Origin of the sequence: Aeropyrum camini SY1 = JCM 12091 (genome assembly GCF_000591035.1) — an archaeon.
In the GTDB taxonomy this organism is placed as follows: domain Archaea; phylum Thermoproteota; class Thermoprotei_A; order Sulfolobales; family Acidilobaceae; genus Aeropyrum; species Aeropyrum camini.
This window is the reverse complement of record NC_022521.1, coordinates 227,205-250,951: the sequence shown is the minus strand read 5'-3', so window position 1 is coordinate 250,951 and position 23,747 is coordinate 227,205. Positions and strand designations below refer to the sequence as shown.

The 23,747-nt window shown below is 57.6% G+C and carries 24 protein-coding genes and 1 tRNA gene; 21 read left to right on the top strand and 4 right to left on the bottom strand.

All coding sequences use genetic code 11. From position 1 onward, the window contains the following. The first annotated feature begins 26 nt into the window (after positions 1-26). The 10 genes from ACAM_RS01320 to ACAM_RS01275 all read left to right on the top strand — a co-directional run bounded on the left by ACAM_RS01320 (position 27) and on the right by ACAM_RS01275 (position 8,527). Entirely contained in the window at positions 27-575 is a 549-nt protein-coding gene (locus ACAM_RS01320) for a 50S ribosomal protein L6 (RefSeq protein ID WP_022541010.1), read from the top strand. Then, positions 575-1,012: a 50S ribosomal protein L32e gene (locus tag ACAM_RS01315; RefSeq protein ID WP_022541009.1), complete on the top strand. Its 438-nt coding sequence runs from the start codon at positions 575-577 to the stop codon at positions 1,010-1,012. Before ACAM_RS01320 ends, ACAM_RS01315 begins: the two co-directional genes overlap by 1 nt. Before the next feature lie 20 nt (positions 1,013-1,032). Beyond that, complete coding sequence (locus ACAM_RS01310) at positions 1,033-1,500, top strand: 50S ribosomal protein L19e (protein WP_022541008.1); 468 nt, start codon at positions 1,033-1,035, stop codon at positions 1,498-1,500. A gap of 19 nt (positions 1,501-1,519) precedes the next feature. Further along, entirely contained in the window at positions 1,520-2,164 is a 645-nt protein-coding gene (locus ACAM_RS01305; protein ID WP_022541007.1) for a 50S ribosomal protein L18, read from the top strand. Between the two features lie 28 nt (positions 2,165-2,192). After that, positions 2,193-2,849 carry a 30S ribosomal protein S5 gene (gene rpsE / locus ACAM_RS01300; protein WP_022541006.1) on the top strand — a complete coding sequence of 219 codons (657 nt, stop codon included), beginning with the start codon at positions 2,193-2,195 and terminating at the stop codon, positions 2,847-2,849. 39 nt (positions 2,850-2,888) lie between these two features. Beyond that, positions 2,889-3,368 (top strand): 50S ribosomal protein L30, encoded by a 480-nt coding sequence (rpmD, locus tag ACAM_RS01295; RefSeq protein WP_022541005.1) that lies wholly within the window; start codon positions 2,889-2,891, stop codon positions 3,366-3,368. A gap of 12 nt (positions 3,369-3,380) precedes the next feature. Continuing rightward, positions 3,381-3,857 carry an uL15m family ribosomal protein gene (locus ACAM_RS01290; protein ID WP_022541004.1) on the top strand — a complete coding sequence of 159 codons (477 nt, stop codon included), beginning with the start codon at positions 3,381-3,383 and terminating at the stop codon, positions 3,855-3,857. Positions 3,858-3,970: 113 nt separating this feature from the next. Then, positions 3,971-5,020, top strand: coding sequence for an acyl-CoA thioesterase (locus ACAM_RS01285; RefSeq protein WP_022541003.1), 1,050 nt, complete (start codon positions 3,971-3,973; stop codon positions 5,018-5,020). Between the two features lie 184 nt (positions 5,021-5,204). Beyond that, positions 5,205-7,424 carry a beta-galactosidase gene (locus tag ACAM_RS01280; protein WP_022541002.1) on the top strand — a complete coding sequence of 740 codons (2,220 nt, stop codon included), beginning with the start codon at positions 5,205-5,207 and terminating at the stop codon, positions 7,422-7,424. A gap of 11 nt (positions 7,425-7,435) precedes the next feature. After that, on the top strand, positions 7,436-8,527 hold the full coding sequence (locus tag ACAM_RS01275) for a glycoside hydrolase family 130 protein (RefSeq protein ID WP_022541001.1): 1,092 nt from the start codon (positions 7,436-7,438) through the stop codon (positions 8,525-8,527). On the opposite strand, the gene ACAM_RS01270 is transcribed toward ACAM_RS01275, so the two are convergent. Then, positions 8,524-9,894 (bottom strand): serine hydrolase domain-containing protein, encoded by a 1,371-nt coding sequence (locus ACAM_RS01270; RefSeq protein ID WP_022541000.1) that lies wholly within the window; start codon positions 9,892-9,894, stop codon positions 8,524-8,526. The genes ACAM_RS01275 and ACAM_RS01270 overlap by 4 nt on opposite strands. Before the next feature lie 99 nt (positions 9,895-9,993). On the opposite strand from ACAM_RS01270, the gene ACAM_RS01265 reads away from it, so the two are divergent. The 3 genes from ACAM_RS01265 to ACAM_RS01255 all read left to right on the top strand — a co-directional run bounded on the left by ACAM_RS01265 (position 9,994) and on the right by ACAM_RS01255 (position 13,996). Continuing rightward, positions 9,994-10,992 carry a dipeptidase gene (locus tag ACAM_RS01265; RefSeq protein ID WP_022540999.1) on the top strand — a complete coding sequence of 333 codons (999 nt, stop codon included), beginning with the start codon at positions 9,994-9,996 and terminating at the stop codon, positions 10,990-10,992. 101 nt (positions 10,993-11,093) lie between these two features. Next, positions 11,094-13,646, top strand: coding sequence for a penicillin acylase family protein (locus tag ACAM_RS01260; RefSeq protein ID WP_022540998.1), 2,553 nt, complete (start codon positions 11,094-11,096; stop codon positions 13,644-13,646). Between the two features lie 5 nt (positions 13,647-13,651). Beyond that, positions 13,652-13,996 carry a hypothetical protein gene (locus ACAM_RS01255; RefSeq protein WP_022540997.1) on the top strand — a complete coding sequence of 115 codons (345 nt, stop codon included), beginning with the start codon at positions 13,652-13,654 and terminating at the stop codon, positions 13,994-13,996. On the opposite strand, the gene dcd is transcribed toward ACAM_RS01255, so the two are convergent. Continuing rightward, complete coding sequence (gene dcd / locus ACAM_RS01250; protein WP_022540996.1) at positions 13,968-14,504, bottom strand: dCTP deaminase; 537 nt, start codon at positions 14,502-14,504, stop codon at positions 13,968-13,970. The two genes, ACAM_RS01255 and dcd, sit on opposite strands and share 29 nt — an antisense overlap. A gap of 169 nt (positions 14,505-14,673) precedes the next feature. Here dcd and ACAM_RS01245 point away from each other — a divergent pair, with 169 nt between their 5' ends. The 4 genes from ACAM_RS01245 (at position 14,674) to ACAM_RS01230 (ending at position 18,055) form a co-directional block, all read left to right on the top strand. Beyond that, the gene (locus ACAM_RS01245) at positions 14,674-15,669 is read left to right on the top strand and encodes an MBL fold metallo-hydrolase (protein WP_232502315.1); all 996 of its coding nucleotides are present in this window, start codon (positions 14,674-14,676) and stop codon (positions 15,667-15,669) included. 80 nt (positions 15,670-15,749) lie between these two features. Then, complete coding sequence (locus ACAM_RS01240) at positions 15,750-16,247, top strand: hypothetical protein (protein ID WP_022540994.1); 498 nt, start codon at positions 15,750-15,752, stop codon at positions 16,245-16,247. A gap of 258 nt (positions 16,248-16,505) precedes the next feature. After that, a complete protein-coding gene (locus tag ACAM_RS01235) occupies positions 16,506-17,855 on the top strand; it encodes a RuvB-like helicase (protein WP_022540993.1) in 1,350 nt (449 codons plus the stop codon). Positions 17,856-17,942: 87 nt separating this feature from the next. Beyond that, positions 17,943-18,055, top strand: a tRNA-Lys gene (locus ACAM_RS01230). 109 nt (positions 18,056-18,164) lie between these two features. Here ACAM_RS01230 and ACAM_RS01225 read toward each other — a convergent pair. Further along, a complete protein-coding gene (locus ACAM_RS01225; RefSeq protein ID WP_022540992.1) occupies positions 18,165-18,500 on the bottom strand; it encodes a DUF5518 domain-containing protein in 336 nt (111 codons plus the stop codon). 179 nt (positions 18,501-18,679) lie between these two features. On the opposite strand from ACAM_RS01225, the gene ACAM_RS01220 reads away from it, so the two are divergent. After that, the gene (locus ACAM_RS01220; protein ID WP_022540991.1) at positions 18,680-20,548 is read left to right on the top strand and encodes an ATP-dependent DNA helicase; all 1,869 of its coding nucleotides are present in this window, start codon (positions 18,680-18,682) and stop codon (positions 20,546-20,548) included. On the opposite strand, the gene ACAM_RS01215 is transcribed toward ACAM_RS01220, so the two are convergent. After that, positions 20,545-20,925, bottom strand: coding sequence for a hypothetical protein (locus tag ACAM_RS01215; protein WP_022540990.1), 381 nt, complete (start codon positions 20,923-20,925; stop codon positions 20,545-20,547). The genes ACAM_RS01220 and ACAM_RS01215 overlap by 4 nt on opposite strands. A gap of 171 nt (positions 20,926-21,096) precedes the next feature. Here ACAM_RS01215 and ACAM_RS01210 point away from each other — a divergent pair, with 171 nt between their 5' ends. From ACAM_RS01210 to glmM, 3 genes are all read left to right on the top strand, one after another. Then, a complete protein-coding gene (locus tag ACAM_RS01210) occupies positions 21,097-21,429 on the top strand; it encodes an indolepyruvate ferredoxin oxidoreductase subunit alpha (RefSeq protein WP_022540989.1) in 333 nt (110 codons plus the stop codon). Positions 21,430-21,596: 167 nt separating this feature from the next. Beyond that, complete coding sequence (locus ACAM_RS01205) at positions 21,597-22,139, top strand: type 1 glutamine amidotransferase domain-containing protein (RefSeq protein WP_022540988.1); 543 nt, start codon at positions 21,597-21,599, stop codon at positions 22,137-22,139. A 206-nt stretch (positions 22,140-22,345) separates the two neighbouring features. After that, a complete protein-coding gene (glmM, locus tag ACAM_RS01200; protein WP_022540987.1) occupies positions 22,346-23,737 on the top strand; it encodes a phosphoglucosamine mutase in 1,392 nt (463 codons plus the stop codon). Positions 23,738-23,747: the final 10 nt, after the last annotated feature.

Genomic DNA, 23,747 nt, shown 5'->3' with positions numbered 1-23,747 from the left:
CACAGAGGGGTTGGGGGTATAGGAGTATGGCTAAGGACGTGCATGTTATGGAGAGAGTTGACGTGCCTGAGGGCGTAACAGTATCTGTAGAGGGTATGAGGGTCAGGGTATCAGGCCCGAAGGGTGAGGTCGAGCGTGACTTCAGCCATGCCAGGGGAGTGCTCATAAGGCTGGAGGGTAATGCTGTCGTTGTCGAGAGCTTCTTCGCCAGGGCTAGGCAGAGGGCTCTCGTAGGCGCTATAGCGGGGCACATAAGGAATATGATAAAGGGTGTGCAGGGCGGCTTCCGCTACAAGCTTAAGATAATGTACAGCCACTTCCCGATAAATGTTAAGGTGGATGGCGACAAGTTCATAATTTCAAACTTCCTGGGAGAGAAGGGGCTGAGGATAGCCAAGATAATGCCTGGAGTGAAGGTGGAGGTTAAGGGTAGCGACGTTATAGTTGAGGGGATTGACGTGGAGAAGGTGGCCCAGACGGCGGCTAATATAGAGCTGGCGACGAAGGTTAAGGATAAGGATAGGAGGAAGTTTATGGACGGCATCTACATTTACGAGAAGGAGGTGCTTGCCTGATGAGCGGTGGAGAGCCGCAGAGCCTTGATGGTGCGTTGGCCGCGAGGAGGAGTGTGTTGTCCGCGAAGAGGGCGAGGGAGAGACTTAAGAGGATTATAGCATCGAAGAGCAGACGCAGGTTCCTGCGTTACCTTAGCTGGAGGTTCTGGAAGTTTGAGAGGAGGGATTACTGGAGGAAGCCTAAGGGTAACGATAACAAGATGAGGCTCCAGCTCAAGGGCTACCCGCCTATAGTGAAGGTGGGCTATAGGACCCCGAGGAGCATAAGGGGGCTACACCCGAGCGGGCTCGAGCCTGTTGTTGTCTCTTCCGTCAAAGAGCTGGAGGGCCTCAGCCCGGAGAGGCATATAGTGTATATTGCCTCCGGCGTGGGCCTACGTAAAAAGCAGGAGATCAAGAGGGCAGCCCTCGAGAAGGGGCTCCGTGTCGCCAACTAGGTTTGGGAGGGTGAACTGTCATGGATTATAGGTTCCAAAGGAGGCTCGCAGCCGAGATTCTGGGAGTAGGGGAGTCGAGAATCTGGATAAACCCCGATCCGGAGCTCAGGGAGGAGATTGAGGGGGCGGTGACCAAGGCGGATGTTCGGGCTCTGATAAAGAGGGGCGTCATAAGGGTCATCCCTGAGAAGGGCAATGCAGGCCACGCTAGCAGGGTCAGGCATATGCAGAGGAGGAAGGGAAGGAGAAGGGGCATGGGAAGGAGAAAGGGCGTAGCCACCGCCAGGCTGGATCCGAAGGAGAGGTGGATGCACAGGATCAGGAAGATAAGGAGGTACCTCAGGTACCTTAGGGACAAGCAGGTAATAGACAGGAAGACTTACAGGAGGCTCTACATGCTGGCCAAGGGAGGCACTTTCAGAGACCTCGCCAGCCTGAAGAGGTACATGGCCGACAGGGGCATAGTTCCGGAGGAGAAGATAAGGTAGCACAGGGAGGTGGCTGTGGATGGGCAGAGGGCCTAGGTATAGGGTGCCGCTTAGGAGAAGAAGGGAGGGTAAGACTAACTACTACAGGAGGTTCAGGCTTGTCAAGTCCGGAAAACCCAGGATGGCTGTGAGAATATCCAACGAGTATGTTTGGGTCCAATTCCTAGAGGCGAGGATAGAGGGTGACCGGGTGATAGCTGCTGCCCACAGCAGGGAGCTTGCCAAGAAGTTTGGCTGGAAGGGAGACGGGAACAACACATGCGCGGCATACCTCACAGGATACCTGGCTGGTCTAAGGGCGCTTGAAAAAGGTGTCAGGGAGGCGGTGCTGGATGTCGGTCTTCACAAGCCTGTGAAGGGGTCGCGAGTGTTCGCAGCCCTCAAGGGGGCGCTGGACGCTGGCGTCGAGATACCCCATTCCGAGGAGATACTCCCCGGGGAGGATAGGGTTAGGTGTGAGCATATAGCCCAGTGGGCTGCCGCTCTGAAGGATGAGAACGCCGAGCTCTACCAGCGACAGTTCTCGAGATACCTCAGCCGCGGCTTCAACCCAGAGGATCTGCCAAGCCATGTCGAGGAGGTGAGGAAAGCCATAGGAGAGACCTATAAGCATGTTCTAGAGAAGACGGCCGCCGAGGCTGGGGAGGTAGAGGTTAAAGCCTGAGCTTATAACCTAGAGTGGGGGGTTCGAGGTGTCGCAGAGGCAGGCCGACCAGGCGGAACTGGAGGCTTGGCAGCCTAGGACCAGGGTCGGCAGGCTAGTTAAGGAGGGTAGGATAAAGAGTATAGATGAGATCTTCCGCAGGAACCTGCCGATATTGGAGACGGAGGTAGTGGACTACCTCCTACAAGGCCTCGACCACGAGGTTATAGACGTGAGTATAGTTCAGAAGATGACGGACGCTGGCAGGATAACCAGGTTCAGGGCTGTCGTTGTAGTTGGCAACAAGGACGGCTATGTCGGTCTAGGCAAGGGTAAGGCGAGGCAGTTTAGGTTCGCCATTGAAAAGGCCATCAGGAACGCTAAGCTCAACATAATACCTGTTCGAAGGGGCTGCGGGAGCTGGGAGTGCACATGCGGAGAGGCCCATAGCGTCCCCTTCACGGTTAGGGGGAAGAGCGGCAGCGTCGAAGTAATCCTAAAGCCCGCCCCCAAAGGCACCGGCCTTGTGGCAGGCGACGTCGCGAAGGTAGTCCTCAGGCTGGCGGGCATAAGCGACGTCTGGACGTTCACCAAGGGGGAGACAAGGACTAGCTACAACTTCGCGAGGGCCACCTACCTGGCTCTCAGGAACACTTACCGCTTCGTAACCCCTGCTGACTGGGCCGAGGCTAGGCTGAGGCTGTGAAGAGCGGGTTCATGTTCGTTCTGGCGCGGGGTGGTGGAGATGCCTCTTTATGCGGTTATAAGGATAAGAGGGATGGTCGACGTCCCGCCTGACATAAACAAGGCACTGTATCTCCTAAGGCTGAGGAGGAGGTATACCGCATCGATATACCACGACAGCCTCCCAGGCTTTAGGGAGATGCTCAGGACTGTGGAGAGCTGGACCACCTACGGTGAGATAGAGAAGAGTGTGCTCGAGGAGCTTCTCAGGAGGAGGGGCAGGATAACTGGCGATAGGCCCCTCACAGACGAATGGGTTAAGGAGAACCTCGGGCTGAGCGGGCTGGGCGAGCTGGCTGAGAAGCTCGTGGCGGGCGAGCTGCACTACCACAGGCTCGAGGAGAAGGGGGTTAAACCGTTCTTCAGGCTACACCCTCCCCGCGGCGGCTTCAAGAAGTCTATAAAACGGATGTTCAGGGATGGAGGCGAGCTGGGATACAGGGGGTCAGCGATAAACCAGCTTATACTCAAGATGCTCTAGGGGTGAGCGTGAATGGTTGTTAGGAGAAGGAAGAAGTCGAGGAAGCTCAGGGGCAGGACAAGGACGATGAGTTGGGGCAGGATAGGGCAGCATAGGAAGAGCGGGTCGAAGGGCGGCTATGGTGCGGCGGGTCTGGGCAAGCACGAGTGGACATGGACTATAAAGTATGCTCCAAGGTGGTACGGCAAGAAGGGATTCAACCCCCCCAGGATAAGGGCCGGGATGGTGGTGAGGACTATCAACGTCGGGCAGCTTGACGAGATAGCCTCCCTGCTCGAGGCACAGGGCAAGGCCGAGAAGGAGGATGGCAAGATAGTGGTCAACCTCGAGAAGCTTGGGATACACAAGCTCCTTGGAGAGGGGAGGGTAGCTAGGCCTCTAAAGGTGATAACCCCCCTAGCCTCCGAGCCCGCGATAAGGAAGATAGAGGAGGCTGGCGGCGAGGTGGTGGTAACAAGGGCTCCCCCCGAGGAGGCCGAGGAGGGTTAGCCCCCCGCCAAGCCTAGAAAACTACAATTCCCCACCTTATAAATCGCCCTTTAGGCCTATACCCCCGGTTTTACCCCATCCCTGCTCCCTAAGTTCCATAGGGTGCTGTTCTTTTGGCCAGCGGCTGCTCGAGGATATTTTCAGTCAGCGACACTGTAGTGAGTACCCTCCACATAATAATGCAGAGCCATGCTAACCCCCTTGGTATACTTCACGGGGGAAACATGATTAGATGGCTGGTGGATGCCGGGACTCTGGCGGCCTCTAAGGTGGTTATTGGATATCCCCTCCTCGCCGGAATAGACTTCATCTACCTCGGCAAGCCCGTGGGTGTGGGGGAGACGCTAGCCATATTCGCCTGGGCACCATATGCTGGGAGGAGCAGTGTGGAGGTTGGCCTTGCAGCATACTCCCTGGGGAGGCCGGGGGGGCGTGGGCTAGAGCGTGTTAGCACAGCCCACATGACATTCGTCAACGTGAAGCCTCTAGACGGGTCCCTCAAGCCATACCCTCACGGCTCGTGTATAGAGGCCGTTGACAGGGAAGAGGAGGGCCTTGTGGAGGCTGGCCTTAGGATGCGTAGATCCCGTTCTGAAAGGCTCTCAGCCAGGGAGCGCCTGAGGAAGACCCTCTACAGGCTCCGGGAGCCAGGGCCGGAGCCTTTCGAGGTCGAGTCCTATAGGATAGTTAACCCTGTAGACTCTGTAGCCTACGATGTCATGCACGCCGGGGCCATGCTGTATATTGTGGACGAGCTGGGGGCTGTTGCAGCCATGCGTAACGCCGAGGGCATAGTAGTCACCGGGTTCGTCGGCCCCGCCGACTTCATAGCCCCGATGAGGGTCGGGGAGGTCCTCCGTATGTGGGCTCGAACCGCCTACGTAGGGAGGAGTAGCGTTGAGGTCCTCATACGATCCGCCTCAGGGTTCATGGGCGGCGTCGAGGCCAGGCTAACCAGCGAAGCATACCTAACCTACATAAGCTTAGACACCTCCGGACGCCCCGTCGAGGTCAAACCGCCCAGGGGGTGGGCCCCGGGAGAGGATGCTTTGAGAAGGGCTGAGTGGAGGAGGCAGCTTATAAGGTCGATCGACACGGGCGAGGTCGCACTAGAGCCGCCCAAACGCTTCCTGGATATGCTCATGAGGGGGAGGAGGAGGTAGGCGTTTCCGGGGCGCCACGCTGGAGCAACAGCCGGGCAGGGTGATATGTCTGTAATACCCCGGTATAACCCGGTTAATAAGGGGTTAAAGGTGGAGTGGTGGGTGGAACACGCAATATCTCAAAAGAATAAAAGTTGCGTGATAGAAAATATGGGTGCAGCCGCCTGAAGGGTGTGCAAAATCTATGTCTACTCCATGGTGGAACCGCGGCCTCCTGAGGGTTATCCAGTTTAACATTGAAGACCCATACGGCTTCTACGCCGACGCCATCTCCCCGGAGGACCTCGTGAACCTTGCCAAGAAGGCCCACGCCAACACGCTTGTTGTTTTCGCGAGAGACGCCTGGGGGCGTGTATTCTACCGTGGAAGCCGGCTATACCCTCGCCACCGAAGGGCAAGGCTAGACGTGGCCGGTCTCGTTAAAGCCGCGAGAAGGGAGGGTCTCCGCGTTGTCATAATGACGGACCACACCGCTAACAGGTATATCTACAGGCGCCACCCGGGGTGGGCCCAGAGGACTCGAAACGGCGAGGTCATAGTCCTAGAGCACTACCCCGTGAAGGAGAGGGTGAGGGATCCGCAGTGGCCCCAGATATGTATCAACAGCCCCGCCTTCGAAACCTACTTCATACCCGAGGCTGAAGAGGCTCTGAAGGCGACGGACGCTGACGGCGTCCTCTTGGATAGCTTCCGATACCTCCCAGACCCTCCTAGGGCGTGCTACTGCAGGTACTGCCGGCTGAGGTTCAGGCTGGAGAGGGGCCTAGACCTTCCCACCGTTGACGACATGGAGGACGAGGCTTTCAGAGAAGCCTGGGAGTGGAGGTACCACGTCATAGTCGACAGTATAAGGAGGCTTAGAGATACTGTGAAGGGTGCCAAGGAGGGCGCTATGTTCTTCTACAACAGCCACCCCGTCGGCTGGGCGGGGAGGGGGACTATAGTCACGGAGAGGGCGAGGGAGTATCTAGACGCGGTCTTCGCAGAGGCGAGCGAGACAGACGTCCTCACTGTGATGATGCTTCCTATGGTGACTAAGCTCAGCCAGGCGGCGGTGGGCGAGGGCAAGCCTGTGCTTGTCAGCAGAAACCTCTTCTACAACCTAAGGACCGTCCAGAGCGCGACACCACTGGCTGTAAAGCAGGGTGTGAGGAGCATAGTGGCCTCGGGAGGCCACCCCATGGCCACCATATTCAGCAGCCAGTTCTTCGAGGATAGACGTGCCATAGACGCTCTGGCTGAGGTCTACGAGGAGATGGAGAGGATCGAAGACAAGATAGTGGGGTCGGAGCCGATAAGGTACATGGGAATACTCTACAGCAGCGACACTCACGAGAAGGTCTACTGGAACGCACCCCACTACTATACCTCGGAAATAGAGGGTATAGCCATGATGGCGTTCCACAGGCACATACCCTACGAGTTCCTAAGCATGAGGGACATACACAAGGCGGGGAGGTATAAGGTGCTTGTCGCGGCGGAGACCGATGTTCTAAGCGACGAGGAAGAGTCTGCACTGGAGGATTATGTTGAGGAGGGCGGCTTCCTAGTGGTGACCCACAGTATCGGGAGGATGTACCCGGACTTCACTTACCGCCACTCGCTGGCTATGGAGGAGACGCTCAAGGTCAGGTACGAGGGCGTATTCTATTTTGGCTATGTCTTTGTCGACCTTGGGGATGCCTACCGGGAATACTGGGAGGGGCTCCCGGAGGCGGTTGTCTTCGGGGACTTCTCCACTGCCTTCACCCGAGAGAGGACCGAGCCTAGGCTGGGCGAGCTGGTTAGGGCGAGGCCGCTGGATGGCGCCAAGGTCCTTGGGTGGGGTCGTCTGGGGAGGAGTGCCTACGGATACGAGTACACGCTGGGCCGGAGCACGCCCGCCCCCGACTCTAAGCTTAACATGGCGGCGATAACCCTCGGGGGAAGGGGTTTGGGGAAGACCCTCTACTACTCAGTCAGGCTGGGGGCCCACTACTCGAGGCTAGGCCATCCCGACTACGCGGAACTCCTTCTCAGGCCCCTCAAGAAGGAGGCCCCGCCTCCGGAGGCGTGGAGCGACGCTCCTGACACCGTTCAGACGGAGTTCTTCAGGAAGGGCGACACCGTGGGCGCCCATCTAGTTAACCTGACGTTCAACGAGAGGATACTATCGACTATAACCGGTCCGAGCAAGCAGTCCCTCCCCGCGTATCATCCCAGCTATAACGTGCACCCACCCAGGGTGCTGGTGCCCGTTGGCCCCTTCAAGGTTCGCCTGCCCAACACCAGCGGCGAGCGGCTGAACGTTTACGACGCAGTGACGGGGAAGAGCCTGGACTATGTTTCGGATGGGGATGGGGTTCTGGTGAATATTAGGACTCTGGGGGAGTATATGGTCATCCTAGCGGAGCCCAGGAGCTAGGGTGCTGGATAATGGTTAACATGCGTAGGAGCCTGGCAGAGCGGTTTAAAGAAGCGGTCGGCAGCGCGGAGGCCGAGAGGCTTAGGCGTCGCTCTACAGTGGACATCGCCAGGAGGCTCGGCTACATTAGGCCCGAGAACGTGGAGCTCGAGAGAGGCTCTACCAGGAGGGTCGTGTCCTTCTTCAACTCCACTTTCAGGCTTAGCGGGGATGTGATCGAGCTGTTTGGGAGGGTTGTAGTGGGTTACTACAAGTATGTAAGCCTTATAGCAAGCCTTAGCCTCGATTTGGCAAGCATGGTTTCGGGCGGCTGTAGCGTGTGCGAGGAGAGACATACTGCGAGACCGGAGCTACTGCCGGGAGACTGGATAGACTTCTGGGGGGCTGAGGACCCTCGGTACACCAGCGTTCAGAAGCTTGATCTACTGACCTATACTGGGAGAACCCTTGCATACTACTCCTCCAGCGTCGGCCAAACTTTCCCTGTGGTTGCTGTCAGGAGCAAACCCGGCGGAGAGTGGGTTAAGGAGGCCTACATAACCCTCGAGCCCGAGGAGGCTCCTCTAGCGATAAGCATTAAGAACGCCTTCGTCGTGAGCTACCGCGGCAGCCTGCTAGTTTTCTACAGGGTGCACGACGTCTCCGGCAGGTTCCACCTTCTCGCTGGCCTATCGGAAGGCTTGCCTGAGGGTCCTATATCGCCCCTGGCTCCAAGGTCTGTGTGGAGAATCATGGATCCCTCCCCCTTCGAGGAGAAGATAGGCTGGGCGACGCCTGTGAACGGCTACAAGGGTAAGAGCCTCATCGTGCTGCTCCACGGGGTGGATACCGAGCAGCAGGTCTACAGGGCGCTCGCTATGGAGCTGGCCCTGGAGGGGGGTGAGATGGTTTTGAAGGCGGTGACGCCAGAGTATATTATGGAGCCGTCTACAGTGGAGGAGAGGTTCGGCGACAGGCCCTACACTATCTTCCCCTGCGGGGCCTGGCTCGTCGACGGCGAGGTCCTGGTCAGCTATGGAGCAGCAGACACTGCAACAGGCCTCGCCTCAATACCGCTAGACGTGTTGGAGGAGCGCCTAGACAGGGGTAGGACAGGCTACTAGCCTCCATAACTCCTGACCGGCCCTCTCTTGACTATCCTGTATCTCTCGAGAAGCGCCTCAACCCTATCCCCCCTCCATGTGAACTCTACATCGAGAGCACCCCCCATGTATGGCGAGGTGAATACAACGCTACCCTCACCCGACTCCAGCTCACCAGGCCCAGGTATATCGCGGGGCGCCAGGGCCATTGTAGGTCCCACACCACCCACCGGCTCTACTAGAAGCCCCGTTCCAACCCTCCTTATATTGAATGCGACGCTCGAGTCGAACCCCTCGTAGTAACCCTCAAGCCTCTCCACAATCTCGAGCGCCCTCACAGGCCGGGGGTCTAAGTGTGAGCCTCTGGCTAGGGAGGAGAGGACCGCCATTCCCATAGCTGCAAGGGGGTAGCCGGTGGTGTTGGAGAGTAGAATCACCCCCGAGTCAAGCCTGGTTGAGTAGCCCATCCACGCCGTGTAGGCCAGGAGGCTCCCCCCATGGCCGGCCAGGCTACCGCCCGAGAAGTCTGGGTAGATTATCAGGCCGTAGCCGTAGGCCTCGCCGCCTAGCGCCTGCCACGGCACCCTCACCCTAGGCTTCTCCATCCTCTCTGCGAAACCTCTAAACTCACCCCTGGCCAGGCTCTCCACGTAGCGCAGCATATCCCTTGCAGTCGACATTATACCCCCGTCAGCGGTTATCCCGGAGGGGAGCGGCACGGGCTCGAGCTTGTCGCCGGGCTTGTATGGTGTTGCAGCGTGGTCAAGCTTGTCGCCTATGAAGCCCGAGCCCCCCATGCCCAGCCTCTCGAATACAAGCTGCCTAATGTAATCCTCGTAGCTCATGCCCGAGGACCTCTCAACAACGATGCCCAGGGCAACGTACCCCTCGTTCAGGTAGAAGAACCTCCTCCCAGGCCTAGAAACGGCCCACCCCTCCTCTATAGCCCTCTTGAGATAGAGCACCGCATCCCACGGCCTGGAGTAGGGCTTCCAATAGCCTCTTACCCCGAGGAAGCCTCTCAGGAGTGCTTCAGCATAGGCTGTGGCCGGGACGCCCGACGTGTGTGTTAGCAGGTGCTCCAGCGTTATCGGCTCCCCCTCAACCTCGAGCCTGACCCCCAGGTGATCGCCCACGGGGTCGTCTAGGGAGAGCTCCCCTTCTTCCTCGAGGCTGAGTATGGCCAGCGCCGTGAACGACTTCGTTATACTGCCTATACCGTACGCTGTGTCAACGCTAGCGGGAGAGCCCTTCTCTATGCTGGAGTAGCCGTAGGAGGCGTAGAATTTGTCTCCCCCTCTGAACGCGGCCAACACGAGGCTAGGCATCCTGTAGCGGGAAATCTTATCCAGGAGAAAAGACTCGAGCTCCGCGGGGAGAGGAGGCACTCGGAGACACCCTAGGCCAGAGAGTTGCTCTAGGGTAGGACATATTTGTATAACAGAGGTCGATATATGCTTATACAGTCTGGATGGGAGGTGCTTTGATTGACAAGCCCCCCCATTGTCGACCTCCACGAGGATATAGCATTCTACTACACCTCCATGGGAGCAGGACAGCCTCTCGGAGGATATGGCGAGGACCTGGAGGGGAGGCAGGCAGACATCCCCAAATACTCTAGGGCTAACGTGAGGATAGTGTTCGCCGCAGTATTCCCCGAGGCCAACGTATACCAGGGAGGAGAGGGTTACCCCACCCCCTCCTCCTCGAGGCTGCTTATGCTGGACCAGGTGAAGACATACTATTCGATAGCCCGCATCCATAGTGTAGAGATAGTCGAGGGTTGGAGCCAAGCCCGCAAGATCCTCGAGGCCCCCCAGTGGAGGCTGGGGCTCCTCCTACACCTGGAGGGGGCGGACCCCCTAGTGGACGCTCTAGACCTTGAAGTCCTCTACAGGCTCGGTTTCAGGAGCCTTGGACTCACATGGAACCACGACAACAGGTGGGCCGCCAGCTGTAAGACCAGGAGGGACTACGGCCTGACAGTCGAGGGGGAGGAGCTTGTTAAGAAGGCTGGGGAGCTGGGCGTGATAGTGGATCTGGCTCACGCCAGCGACAAGACTGTCGCAGACGCTGCTTCAGCTTCCCCCAAGCCTGTAATTGTGTCGCACGCCAACTTCAGGTGGAAGGTGGATTCCCCTAGGAATGTTGGTGAAGAGGCTGTTGAGTCCGTCGTGTCTAAAGATGGGGTGATAGGCTACTCCCTCATCTCAACCCTCATAACGAGGGACAGGCACCCTACACTCCATGATGTCGCCCGCCAGATAGTCGAGTTCGTGGAGGTCTACGGCCATAGACACCTAGCCATAGGCACTGACTACCATGGACTGCTCGACATAAAGCCGCCGGCAGGGCTAGAGTCGATAGACAAGCTCCCACTCCTCCTGAAAGCCTTGGGGGAGGCTGGCCTCTCTGATAGGCAGGTGGAGGCTGTAGCCTACGGCAACATAGCCAGGGTCTTGATGGAGGTCCTCCCGGAGGCCTGACAATACAGGAGGACTATAAACATTTAACATTCCCTCAGCCTTCACGAATGATAGTGAGGACGAGTCTAGACGGGTCTCTTGCGCTGAGGTGCTCTAAAGCCTTGGCTTCCCGGCTTGGAAGTGTTACCCTCTTATTCTCAGCCCTCCTCACCATCGCCCTCCTGATCCTCCCCCTTGCCAACCCTCTTCTCGCATCACTCCTCGACCCCAAAAACGGGTTTGTAGGGGGCTTGGGGCTCGAGCCGCCTGTAGGCGAGTTCACGCTCCCCCCGGGGGTTGAGGGGGAGGCGAGGGTTTACTTCGACGAGGCTGGTATACCATATGTACACGCGTCTAGCGACGAGGCCGCCTTCTACGCGGTTGGCTGGGTGCACGCTAGCCTAAGACTATTTCAGATGGACGTCTTTCGGAGGGTAGGCCTAGGAGAGCTCTCTGGCCTGGTGGGAGACGCGGGCCTGGAGGCGGACAGGACTGCCGCCACCCTGGGTCTCAGGGGCTTTGTTGACGCGGAGTGGAGGCACATACAGGAGAACCCAGAGTTCGAGGAGGTCGAGAAGATTGTTCTCGCATACTCCGCCGGGGTGAACGACTACATAGAATACGCCCTCAGCACGGGCAGGCTGCCTGTGGAATACAGGATTCTTGGTGTGAAGCCCAGCCCATGGCTACCCCAGGACACCCTGGCCATGGCCAAGGTCCTAGCCCTCATGCTATCCTACGGCGAGGAGGACCTCGTTCTCGACAGGCTAGTCAAAAGGTGGGGTCCCGACGTTATAGTGGACTTCGACGTTGTGGAGAGGAGTCTCAACATGCCCCACGCAGCATGCAGCACTGCAACAACCTGGGGTGCTGTCACCGGGCTGGAGGGGCCTTACAGCCCCACTCTCGAAGTGGAGGAGCGCCGGGAGCCGCTGCACAAGCCTCAGCCTCTCAATCTGGGATATACTCCAGACGCCGAGAGCCTGGCCAGGCTGGCTGAGCACGTCATGTACATGCTCTCCTGGGCTACAGCTTCCAACAACTGGGTAGTCTCGGGTAGTCTAACATCCTCCGGGAAACCACTACTAGCCAACGACCCCCACCTAAGCCTCACAGCACCCGGCATATGGCTGCCCATAGTGATATCCAGCCCAGGCTACAGGCTGGCCGGGGTGACGGTACCCGGTGTACCCCTGGTAGTCATAGGTAGGAACTCCAGCGTTGCATGGGGCTTCACAAACGTGGGAAGCGACTTCACCGACTTCTACAGGTACCAGTGGGTCGACGAGGACAGCTACATCTACAGGGGGGAGGTTCTAGATCAGGAGGAATCCTCCGTCGAGACCTACGTCTGGGACCCCCTCTCTCGGAGCTACAGGGTGGAGGAGATACGCGTGGCGAGGACTATCCACGGCCCAGTCACAGAGCGGTGGGGAGAAAAGTTCGCGGTGGCCTACACATCCGCCAGGCCGACTTTCGAAATGGTCTTCCTCTGGCTCCTGAACAAGGCGGGAAGCGTTGTGGAGGCTCTATCGGCTCAGAGGTACTTCTACGGTCCGCCGCAGAACATGGTAGTGGCCGACGCCGAGGGGAATATAGCGTACAGCCCCATAGGGGCCTACCCTGAGAGGGCTGGGCTACCCACACTGGAGACGAGCCAGGGACCTATAGTGAACACTGGCTTCCTCCCGTTCAACGGGAGCATGGGGGAGGGCGAGTGGAAGGGATTTAAACCCTACTCAGGCCTCCCCATCCTACTAAATCCTCCCGAGGGCTTCGTGGCTACAGCAAACAGCAAGCCCTTCAGCGGCAGCTGCTGGGAGGGCCTGGGCTGGGACTATGCGGACAGGTTTAGAACAGAGAGGATCTACAAGCTTCTCCGGGAGAAAGCTCGGGAGGGTCCTCTGGAGCCGGGCGACATGAGGAGTATCCAGCTAGACGTCCAGGACCTAGGGCTGCAGACCCTGGTAAGCCTGGTTACCTCTGTAGCCGAGAGTGACGCTAGGCCCGGTTACGAGAATTATCTAGAAACTCTGGCCAGCTGGGCCGGGAGTCCTGCTATGGATGCGGACGACTACAGGCCAACCCTGGCCCTCCTGGTGTCGTGGTACTTTGCCAGGGGCTTCTGGGAGGGGCTCTACGGCTCCGAGGACCACTGGAGGTTCCTGAAGGTGGAGTACATCGAGAAGGCTCTCACAGCATATTTACGGGGCGAGGACTGGGTGCTGAAGTATTTCCCTGATGGTGTGTTGGAGGAGATCGCTTACAGGTCTATAGACGAGGCTGTGGAGACTGCTGAAGCATATTTTGCGTCTCCCAAGCCGGAGGAGTGGGTATACGGCGAGATCCACTACTATAACCCCGAGCACATCCTCTCCGAGGTGCTAGGCTTTGGTGAATGCCCAGCGCCTGGGGGACCGTTTACGGTGAACGTGGCGCCCCCCGGCAGTGTCTCACCCAGCCGGGGGGTGCCTGTTGAGGCCGGCCCCAGCGTCAGGCTCGTGGCCGACCTCTCCACATCACTCCTCTACATGAGCCTCCCCGGAGGCTCCAGCGGCGTGCCCTTCTCAAGCTTCTACGACAACCTTTACTGGGAGTACTGCGAGGGCGGCTACCACGTGCTAACCCTCGGCGGGAAGCCTACTACCAGCGCCCGTATAGTGTTCGGGGGGTGATGGTCATGGACTCTAGGAGCCCTCTTGCGGCGCTCGTTATAGGGGCAGCGGTATTCGCTATACTAGCTCTCCTCCTGCCCCCGCCCCTCTCAATAGCGGCGCCTCCTATAGCGTCGGCAGCGGCATCACTATTATCCCGGGGGCTCCGCCCCGCGGTGGCGGCAGTCTCGGCACTCACCGGCTACGTTTTGGCGGTGGCGGCTGAGGCACCTCTCCTATCAGCTCTACAGCTCCAGGCCGACGTAGCCGGGCCAGCGGGCTTTCTCCCCCTACTATACTACCCGCTGCTGGCTTCTGCGTCCGCAGCGGCCGCCTCAGGAGCTACCCGGTATTTTCGGCGAAGAGCTTAGGCAGCCTCACCCCCCTCTGCCCCTGGTAGCGCCCTTTATAGGGGTTCTCCGCTGGGCTCTGGAGCTTGACGAGGACGAGGTGTAGGAACCTGTCCCCGGGGTAGAGCTTCACAGGGAACCCTGAGCCTATAACCTCTATAGTTAGCTGGCCCTCGAAACCCGCGTCAACAACGGTCGCCGGTATATATATCCCCGTTCTAGCCCATGTGCTCCTAAGGTTTACAAGGCCGGCAACATAGCTGGGTAGCCTGATATACTCTAGTGTGTGGAGGAGCATATGCTCCCCCGGCCCAACAATTATCTCGTCTGCCTCGCTGCACTCATAGAAGTCGCTGGCCTCTCCCGGGGCCCTAGGGTCGAGAACACGCCCAGTTGACCTGAACCTACAGTACCCTCGGCCCAGCCTAAGGTCCAGCCCGTTCTCCCTAACAGTATCTCCCGAAAGAGGATTCACTACGAGGTCTCCGATGGCAAGCAGACCCCTGATATCCCTGTCGCTCAGTATCAATTTTCAAACCCCGCTACTGGTTTAGGCCTGATGTAGTCTAGCGTGGGTAGCGCCAGTATTACACGGGTAGTCATGCAAACTCGCTATGAGAGACTCTATTGTGCAGGCGTGACCGTTATTTTCCGCGGTGAACCCTCCCTCTTACTGGGGGTTTGGAGTATTGTCTAGTGTGAAAAAACCTTTTTCTATGGTAAACGTCTGGATACCGATACAGAGCCTCGGCTCTGTTAACGTCGCCGTGTTCAGGAAGGACTCTGGAGAGGTTGATATTGTCGATGCGGGGATGTATTCTGCCAGGAGCATACACGACCTGATAGCCAAGGTCAAGAACAAGATTAGGGGTAGGATAGAGGGCGTGGGCAAAATAGTTATCACTCATTTTCACGTAGACCATATGAGCGGCGCGGCGATCCTTAAGGAGGTTTTCGAGCCCACGGTATTCATCGGCGTGGGAGAGCTCGACACCCCCCTGCGCAGCGGATCGCCCGACATGTTCGTGGAGAACATTCTAAGCCTCTATAGGGAGCATGGCGTGCCAGAAGCTGTTATAGAGTCTATCAGGAGGACCCATCCGGTTTTCAGGACTATTCTAGCTTACAGGGCATTCTCGTCGCTAGACCTCAGGCCTATCTACCCTGGGGACATCTTGAAGCTCGGTGAGGCGGAGTATAGGGCTCTCCCAGCCCCAGGACACACGCCTGGCCACATAGTGCTCGAGTCACTCGACGGGACGCACGCGATAGTCGGTGACACGCTGCTTGAGAGGATAACGCCCTCCGTGATCCTATATGACGAGAGCCACGACCCGCTGGGCCATTACCTGAAGACGCTGGAGATGCTGGCCCAGAAGAACTACCTCGTAGCCTATCCTGGACATGGAAACCCCATTATAAGCCCTGCCGAGCGGGCGAGGGAGCTGGTTGAGCACCATCGCAAGAGGCTGGAGGAGGTGTTGAGTCTCCTCAGGAGGAAAGGCAGTATGACAGGATACGAGGTTGCTTCGAGTATGAAGTGGAGGACTAGTTACAGCAACTGGGCTGAGTATCCTCCGGTCGAGAAGTTCTTCGCCATAGGGGAGGCACTAGCACACCTCAAGAGGCTGCAAGTAGAGATGAAGGTTGAGGTTATAGAGAGGGATGGGGTGAAGAAGTTCCGAATACTGTAGACTAGGCGGGCTTCATGGGTAATACAAACCCTAAGGTATATTCATTACATAAAGCCTAAGCTCCGCTATGGGAAGCGGTTTTGTCGAGCGAGAGGCAGCTAATGAGGAGGGAGGAGGTTTTAGAGTGGATCAGGGCTAGGATTAGGGACCTGGAGGAGGAGATATCGTACTACAAGACCATACTAGCGATAGTCGAGAAGGGATCGGTATCGGCAAGCCTCCCCGGGGAGAAGGTTGAGGAGGTCAAGGTGGGGAGGAGGAGGGTCGCGAGGCTTTACAAGGGAGAGACCCACGTCAGGATCGTTATGGAGTGGCCCATGGCCCTGCCAGAGGAGATAGAAGCCTATTTACGCAGCGTAGAGGAGGAGCTCAGGGCTGTGCAGGCGAGAACGGGTGATATCGCAGGGGAGGACCTAGCCACCCTTACCATAAGAAGGCTACCCGACGGAACGGTAGAAGAGATAGTGTTCAAGGGCCTTTACACCACGGTCGAGCACCTCAAAGCCAGGTCAGCGCTAAAATACGCCGCTGAGTCCATGTACCATATTAACAGGGCTATGGAGAGGGAGGAGGCCTAGCTCCCTCCATCCTGTGCACCCGCATCAGCATCTCACCGAAAAGGGGGGAGCCAAGTTCCTCCTACACCTCGCCTGGGTCCTCGGCCAGTGGCCAAGAAAAGGGTATAGACGTCCCGGCCGGCCCCCCAGGTCCTCAGCACAGGCTGGGAGGGCCATATGCAGCCTGGGCCACCTACTTCCCCGTCAATGCTAATAGCTTCCAAATGTAACGATATTTCCTGCGGCCCCCAGAAACCCCTGGTGTAGGGGGTGGTGCCGATGAGTGGCGAGATCAAGGCGGAGGTGGTGAGGGGTTTTGGGCCTAGCAGGCACAGCCATATAACAGGCCTTGGCCTGGATTCCGATGGTAAGGCTAGGAAGATAGGAGGAGGCCTTGTAGGGCAGGAGGAGGCTCGTGAGGCTGCTGGCGTTATAGTGGAGATGGTTAGAGAGGGCAGGCTGGGGGGCCGGGGGATTCTTATAGTTGGCCCTCCGGGCACGGGCAAGACTGCTCTGGCTATAGCAATAGCGAGGGAGCTGGGCGAGGACACACCGTTTGTAGCCCTAAACGCTGGCGAGCTTTTCAGGGGTGACTCTGGCAAGCTGGAAATGCTTCTTCAGGCGTTCAGGAAGGCTATTGGAGTGAGGGTTAGGGAGCGGAGGGAGGTTGTTGAAGGCGTTGTCACCAGCATTTCGGTCCAGAAGCGGAGGACGCCCTTCAGCCCCTACCCTGTGATAGCGGGGGCTAGGATAACTCTCGAGACGAGGGACGAGTCTAGAACGTTTACTGTGGGCCCGGAGGTTGCGGAGCAGCTCGTAGGCCTCGGCGTCAGGAGGGGGGATGTGATTGTTATAGATCTTGAGACAGGTGTGGTGAGGGTTGTAGGCAGAGGTAAGGGCAGGGGACAGGGCTTCGATATAGATGTGGTTAGGGAGGTCGAGCTCCCGGAGGGTCCTGTCAGGAAGGTTAAGGAGTTTGTCAGGACCCTGACGCTCCATGATATAGACGCGAGTATAGCCGCCCAGAGGGTGGCGTTTACCGGCCTCCTCAGCCTTTTCGAGGCGGAGAGGGGGGTGACCTCCGAGGACCGGAAGAAGACGGACGAGCTTGTTAAGAAGTGGGTGGGCGAGGGTAAGGCTGAGATAGTCGCGGGGGTGATATTCATCGACGACGCCCACCTGCTCGACATGGAGTCATTCTCGTTCCTCTCAAAAGCCATGGAGAGCGAGCTCGCCCCCATAATAGTTCTGGCGACGAACAGGGGGGTAGCTAAGATAAGGGGGACCGACATTGAGAGCCCCCACGGCATACCCCGCGACCTCCTCGACAGGCTGCTAATAATAACTACGAGGCCCTACACGAGGGAGGAGATAAAAGAAATAATCAGGATAAGGGCTGACGAGGAGGAGGTGCTGCTTAGCGAGGCTGCTCTCGAGAGGCTGGCTGATATAGGGGCCGAGAAGAGTCTAAGATACGCGATTCAACTGCTGGAGCCCGCCATGGTAGTGGCTAAGAGGAGGGGCTCCAGGAGGGTTGAAACAGAGCATGTTGAGGAAGCCGAACGCCTATTCGCCGACATAAAACGTAGCATACAGCTTGTTGAGAAATACAAGGATTTGATGATGTAAGCCGGGGCCGACGTGGGAAATCAGCCCCCAGCTTTAGGGGAAAACTCTTTAAGCCTCACAAGAAGATATTCTAACCCCGGCGCGAGCGGGCCCGTAGCTCAGCCTGGTAGAGCGGCGGGCTCTTAACCCGTAGAGGGGTTTTGAGGGGCTGCGTCCTGGCCCCGCGGAAGTCCCGGGTTCGAATCCCGGCGGGCCCGCCACAAAACAGCCCCCCGCTGGCGGGGGGCTGCGCCGGGGCTCCTATCTCATCGAATGGGAGTAGACTGCAGGCTCGCCATACTTTTCTAGCCTGGTCTTGAATCTTCCACGCTAGTCAAGGGCTTGCCTCAGGGCTCCCCCGATAAGCCCTCCTATAAGGCCTGTTATGCCTAGGAGCAGCAGGAGTACTACTAGGACAAGGACGCCGGCGAGGCTCGCCATGAAGGCTAGCGGCGGTATCCAGAATAGGGCGAACGCTCCTATGAATACGAGGGCTGACGCCACCAGAGATGCCAGCACGCCAGAGGCTAGCCCGGCAACGGCCCCCTGGCCTAGCCCGCCTGCTATGAAGCCGGCTACAGCACCCGCGAGTACGTTCCCTATCACTGGCAGGAGGAAGAGGAGTATGAGGTGTAGGACGGCGCCCACAACGACTGCTAGCAGCAACATATAACCACCCCTGCTGTGGGGGGTACCCGCTACTATAAGTTTGTTGCCACAAGTGTTTTATTGTGGACGGCTGGAGCCGCCCTTCCCTGGGTGGCGGTATGATGAACACCTCGATCTCCGACGAGAGGAATGGGGACGCGGTGGCTGTCTGACGCTTCTGGGGGTGCCTGGCTCTATTGTCCGACAGTGGAGAGACGGCCTTTCCATATGGAAGCTGGAGGAAGGGGCAGAGGGAGCTTGCGGAGGAAGTTAGGAGGTCGGTTTCAGAGGGGGAGATTCTTGTAGCAAGCGCGCCCACCGGTTTTGGGAAGACGGCTGCTGTGATCTACGGACTCCTCTCAGCTGGTGTCGAGAGGGTTCTCTACCTTGTGCGTACTGTGAACGAGATTGACCCTGTTGTGAGGGAGCTTAAGAGGTTTGGGGCTAGGTTCACATTCCTGTTCAGCGCTAGGCGCATGTGCCCCCTCATGTCGGTGGAGGGTATCCTACCCTCTGAAGAGGATTTCTGGGGCAACTGCAGGATAGCCAGGGCAAAGGGGGCTTGCAGGTATTACGAGAAGCTCGCCGAAACGGATGAGGCCGAAGTTGCCGAGTACGTCAGGGGGCACCCCGCGATAAGCGCATACAGGCTTGCGTGGGATATAGCAAAGTTCAAGGGTGTATGTCCCTTCTTCGCGCTGAAGGGGCTGGTTGAGGAGAGCCAGTTTGTAGTGGCCACCTACCCCTACCTCTTCAAGGAGGACATATTCAGGTCTTTCCTGGAGCCCCACGACTATGACGACTTCGTTGCCGTGGTGGACGAGGCCCATAGCCTCCTCAACATTCACAGCCTCCTCGAATACAGGGTGTCCCTAAAAGACCTGGAGCTGGCCCTCAGGGAGGTTAGGGAGTATGCCCCCTCAGCCAAGGATTTCATATCGTGGCTCGAGAGGACGTCTAAAACGGCCTCCGGGCTTAGAGTTTCGAGAATAACTCTGCTCGATAAGCAGCCGTTCCTTGAAGGGCTTGACGATCTAGCTGTTGTCGAGGACATTGTCGAGACCATAAGGGCTAGAAAGGCTGAGGAGGCTCTCTCGCTCTCCGGGCCATCAGGCATAGGGAGGGTGAAGACCTCCACATCAAAAATACATTCATGGCTCTCAGTCCTGTCGAGGGAGGATTCTTACCTCTTCGCCGAGAAGGATGAAAACAGGCTCGTCTGGCTTATAGCCACACCCCTAGACCCCTCCAGGGTTGTTAAGGAGCCGCTGGAGAGGGTGAAGGCGGCGGTGCTCCTGAGCGGCACCATGCCCTCTCCCAAGCTCTACCTAAAGGTCCTAGGGGTCTCCAGGAGCTTCAGAATTGTGGACGCAGGCCTGATGTACGGTGTAAGGGGGTTCGGCAGGTTTTTCACCATAGTTGCGGCCGACGTCACAACGGCCTACAGGTCTCGGGGAGACTCCATGTACAGGCTTATAGCGTCTAGGATAGCTTTAGCTGACAGGCTGCTACCCGGGCTAAAGCTAGCGGTGTACCCGAGTTATGAGGTGATGTACAGAGTTGTGGAGAGGCTGCCTGCTGACGTAGAGACTATAGTGGAGACGAGGGGGATAAGCCTGGACGAGGTTGAGGCGAGAATACTCACCAGAGATCCGGGAGAGAGGATTGTTATAAATGCGGTGGCTGGCGGCAAGCTGGTGGAGGGGGTGGAGTTCGTTGACTACGAGGGAAAGAACCTGCTGTCAACTGTCATCATTGTTGGAGTCCCTTTCCCCCAGCCAGACGACTATACGAGGAAGCATCTGGAGGTCATGGCGTCTAGGATCGGCCTATCCGACGCTAAGAAGCTTGTCTACCTTGTCAACCCCATTATAAAGGTTAGGCAGGCCCTTGGGAGAAGTATTAGGGGTCCTGACGATAGGGCTCTCTACATACTCATGGACTACAGGTATTTGAGGAGGGATTTGAAGGAGGTCCTCGGCATACCCTATCACCGTGTTGTCAAGGGTGCTGAGGATTTTGAGGAGGCGTTGAGGACGGCCAAGTCTAGGGTGCTAGGAGTCTAAGACATGGCTTCTATATAGTCCTCCAGAGCATCCCTGAAGTCCAGCAGGGACCTTCTATACCTGGCTTCAACTTGGAAACCATACTTCCTTGCAAGGCCGGAGACTAGGTCTCCCAGAGACTCCACCTCGTCCAACAGCTCCTCCACCCTGTTTCTAAGCTCCTCCTGGTCGCCCTCATAATCCTCGAAAATCTCCTCCACATCGCCGAGAGAAACTGCATCAACAACAATAGATCCTCCAGCCGTAGCCACCTCCAGGGCGAGGGGCGTATCCTCATACCTCAACACAACACCCCGCTGGCTCCTCTTCTCAACCGAGAAACCCCTCCTGGAAGCCTCCTTAACTATCTCCTCCAGAAACTCTCCGAGGCCTGACACCCTGTTCACACCAAACCTATTTACACCCTACGGGGCTATAATACCGGGCGACCCCCCGGCCCGTCTTTAATGCACGGCCCATAAAGGATGCAGGCCTAGTGTTAACGCCGCTATACTATACTAACTCTTATTAATCCCTACAAGTCGCTAGTCTACATGTGGTGGAGTGCTATGAGCAGCTTAGCAAACTTTGTTAGGGTGGCTATCGACCAGGACACCTGTATAAGCTGTGGAGCATGTATAGAGGTGTGCCCCTACGACGCCCTTGAGTTCGACGAGAACATGAAGGCCAGGCTCATATGGGAGAAGTGCCAGGACGACTTCAGCTGTATAGAGAGCTGCCCGGTGAACTGTATCTACAAGGTGGAGGAGGCGCCTGAAGAGCTGAAGACAGAGAAGGCTGGCTGGTACAGGCTGGGCAGGGAGCTAAGCGAGGAGGAGAAGAAGGCTTTCGAGGAGTGGAGGCAGAAGTACGGGGTGAAGGTGGATCCGGTAGAGGCGTAAGCCCTCTCCCCAACCCTCACGCCCGAGTCACACTGTAGGGCAACTTCCTTTCTTCGACAGGCTATACACGCTGGAAGCCGGGGATCTATGTTCTTCAGCCTACATTACCTTATACACGGCTAGTTTTAACCTCTTCTGGGGACACTAGTATTATAGTGGTGGGAGAGATGCCAAGGGCGCTCATAATATCTGCTGACGGGTTTGAGGACGTCGAGCTCCTATACCCGTATTATAGGCTAGTGGAGGCGGGCTTCGAGACCCTGGTTGCAGCCCCGGAGAGAGGAGAGATTAGGGGTAAGATGGGTTACAAGGTTGAGGCGAGGCTGGCGTTCGACGAGGTGAAGCCTGAGGAGTTTGATGTCCTGGTCATACCAGGCGGGAGGGCCCCCGAGAGGGTTAGGCTTCATGAGGCGGCTCTGAATATAGTGCGCCACTTCTTCGAGAACAACAAGCCCGTGGCTACCATCTGCCACGGCCCGCAGGTCCTGATAAGCGCGGGCGTTGTAAAGGGTAGAAGGCTTACGAGCTTCTGGGGGGTTAAGGACGATGTTATAGCCGCAGGAGGAAACTGGGTTGACGAGCCTGTTGTAGTGGACGGTAATCTTGTCAGCTCGAGGTACCCGCCGGACATACCCTTCTGGATGAGAGAATTCATACGCCTATTGGAGTCTAGGGGGCTCCTGGCCCCTACGCCGGTGCCTAAGGCGTAAACCGTCGTAAACAACATAATAATTCTTATTTAGTGTCGTACCAAATAGTGATGAACCTAGCGGGCCCTACCGCCCTCCAACCAAGGGCGGGATGAGGAGGGTCTTGAGTGCTGAAAGCCGCTTCTAAACGTATGTGACCCGCGGGAGGCCTACTCCATATTATTAATCCGTCTGCCGGACCCTGTTTCCCAGTGGTGTAGAGGGGTTTGTCTAAGAGGCTTTTCGGGACGGATGGTGTTAGGGGTGTTATAGGGTCCGAGTTGACCCCGGAGTTTGTTCTGAGGCTAGCCAGGGCTATTGGTGCTTATTTCGGCAGAGGGAGTAGGATTCTGGTCGGCAGGGATACCAGGTCTGGGGGGGAGCTTTTCGAGGGTATTGTGGCCGCTGGCCTTGCTTTCGAGGGTGTTGACGTGTATTTGGCCGGTGTTCTTCCCACGCCTGCTCTACAGCTTTACGTTAGGGATCATGGTTTCGACGGCGGGGTTATGATAACTGCGAGCCATAACCCCCCCGAATATAATGGGGTGAAGGTTGTTGGCGGTGATGGAGTAGAGGTTCCTAGGGATGTGGAGGAGGGTATAGAAGCCCTGTTCTGGGAGGGGAAGTTCCACACCGTGGAGTGGCGGGGCCTGGCTCGCCAGCCTAGGAGGGTTTACGACGCTATAGACTACTACATCAGCAAGGTTGTCGACGCCGTCTCAGCCTACTCAGGCCGAGGCGGGGGGGAGAGGATTGTCGTTGACTGTGGGGGAGGGGCTACCAGCTTCACTACTATCGAGATATTGAAGAGGCTTGGAGCCAGTCCCATACCACTCAGCTGCAATCCCGACCCCCTATTCACCGCCAGAGAGCCTGAGCCCACGCCTGATACACTCGCACCCGCGGCCAGTCTGGCGAGGTCCTCCGGCGCCGCCTTCGGCGTAGGCCATGATGCCGACGGTGACAGGGCTATTGTTATAGACGATAAGGGCAGGGTGGTTTGGGGCGACAGGAGCGGCGCCCTCCTCGCGGGGTTTGTGGCCGAGGCGGGGCTAGTGAAGGGCCCGCTCAAGGTCTACACTGGCGTGTCTAGCAGCATAGTTGTGGAGGACTATCTCAGGCCTAGGGGTATAGAGGTGGTGTGGACCCCCGTGGGGGCCCCGATAATAGCCAGGGCTATACTTGGCATGGGAGGCATAGCCGCGTTCGAGGAGAACGGAGGGTACATGCACCCCCCGCACCAATACGTCAGGGATGGGGGGATGAAGGCCGCTCTACTCCTAGCTATGCTGAGGGCGACGGGTGAGAAGCTCTCATCCATGCTCGACAAGCTTCCCAGCTACCACCCGATTAAAACTAAGATACCTGCCTCCAGGGAGGAGGCTCTCTGCGCTGTGGAGGCTGTGAAACGGGAGTTCCGCGGTGAGAGGATGGTTACGATAGACGGGGTGAAGGTTATAGCTGATGGATACTGGGTGCTCGTAAGGCCCAGCGGCACCGAGCCTGTGGTCAGGGTAATGCTTGAGGCCAGGTCTGAAGAGGAGGCTAAAGCCCTCCTCGAGAGGGTGCTAAGAGTGATCAAAGATAAATGTGGGATACAGCCGGGCGGGAAAGCCTAGGCCAGCGGGG

Bases quoted from the DNA above. Each gene is read 5' to 3' on its own strand.
- ACAM_RS01320 (WP_022541010.1), top strand. From the start codon at position 27: ATGGCTAAGGACGTGCATGTTATGGAGAGAGTTGACGTGCCTGAGGGC.
- ACAM_RS01235 (WP_022540993.1), top strand. From the start codon at position 16,506: ATGAGTGGCGAGATCAAGGCGGAGGTGGTGAGGGGTTTTGGGCCTAGC.
- ACAM_RS01210 (WP_022540989.1), top strand. From the start codon at position 21,097: ATGAGCAGCTTAGCAAACTTTGTTAGGGTGGCTATCGACCAGGACACC.
- ACAM_RS01205 (WP_022540988.1), top strand. From the start codon at position 21,597: ATGCCAAGGGCGCTCATAATATCTGCTGACGGGTTTGAGGACGTCGAG.
- ACAM_RS01290 (WP_022541004.1), top strand. From the start codon at position 3,381: ATGGTTGTTAGGAGAAGGAAGAAGTCGAGGAAGCTCAGGGGCAGGACA.
- ACAM_RS01310 (WP_022541008.1), top strand. From the start codon at position 1,033: ATGGATTATAGGTTCCAAAGGAGGCTCGCAGCCGAGATTCTGGGAGTA.
- ACAM_RS01280 (WP_022541002.1), top strand. From the start codon at position 5,205: ATGTCTACTCCATGGTGGAACCGCGGCCTCCTGAGGGTTATCCAGTTT.
- ACAM_RS01305 (WP_022541007.1), top strand. From the start codon at position 1,520: ATGGGCAGAGGGCCTAGGTATAGGGTGCCGCTTAGGAGAAGAAGGGAG.
- rpmD (WP_022541005.1), top strand. From the start codon at position 2,889: ATGCCTCTTTATGCGGTTATAAGGATAAGAGGGATGGTCGACGTCCCG.
- ACAM_RS01275 (WP_022541001.1), top strand. From the start codon at position 7,436: ATGGTTAACATGCGTAGGAGCCTGGCAGAGCGGTTTAAAGAAGCGGTC.
- ACAM_RS01315 (WP_022541009.1), top strand. From the start codon at position 575: ATGAGCGGTGGAGAGCCGCAGAGCCTTGATGGTGCGTTGGCCGCGAGG.
- ACAM_RS01255 (WP_022540997.1), top strand. From the start codon at position 13,652: ATGGACTCTAGGAGCCCTCTTGCGGCGCTCGTTATAGGGGCAGCGGTA.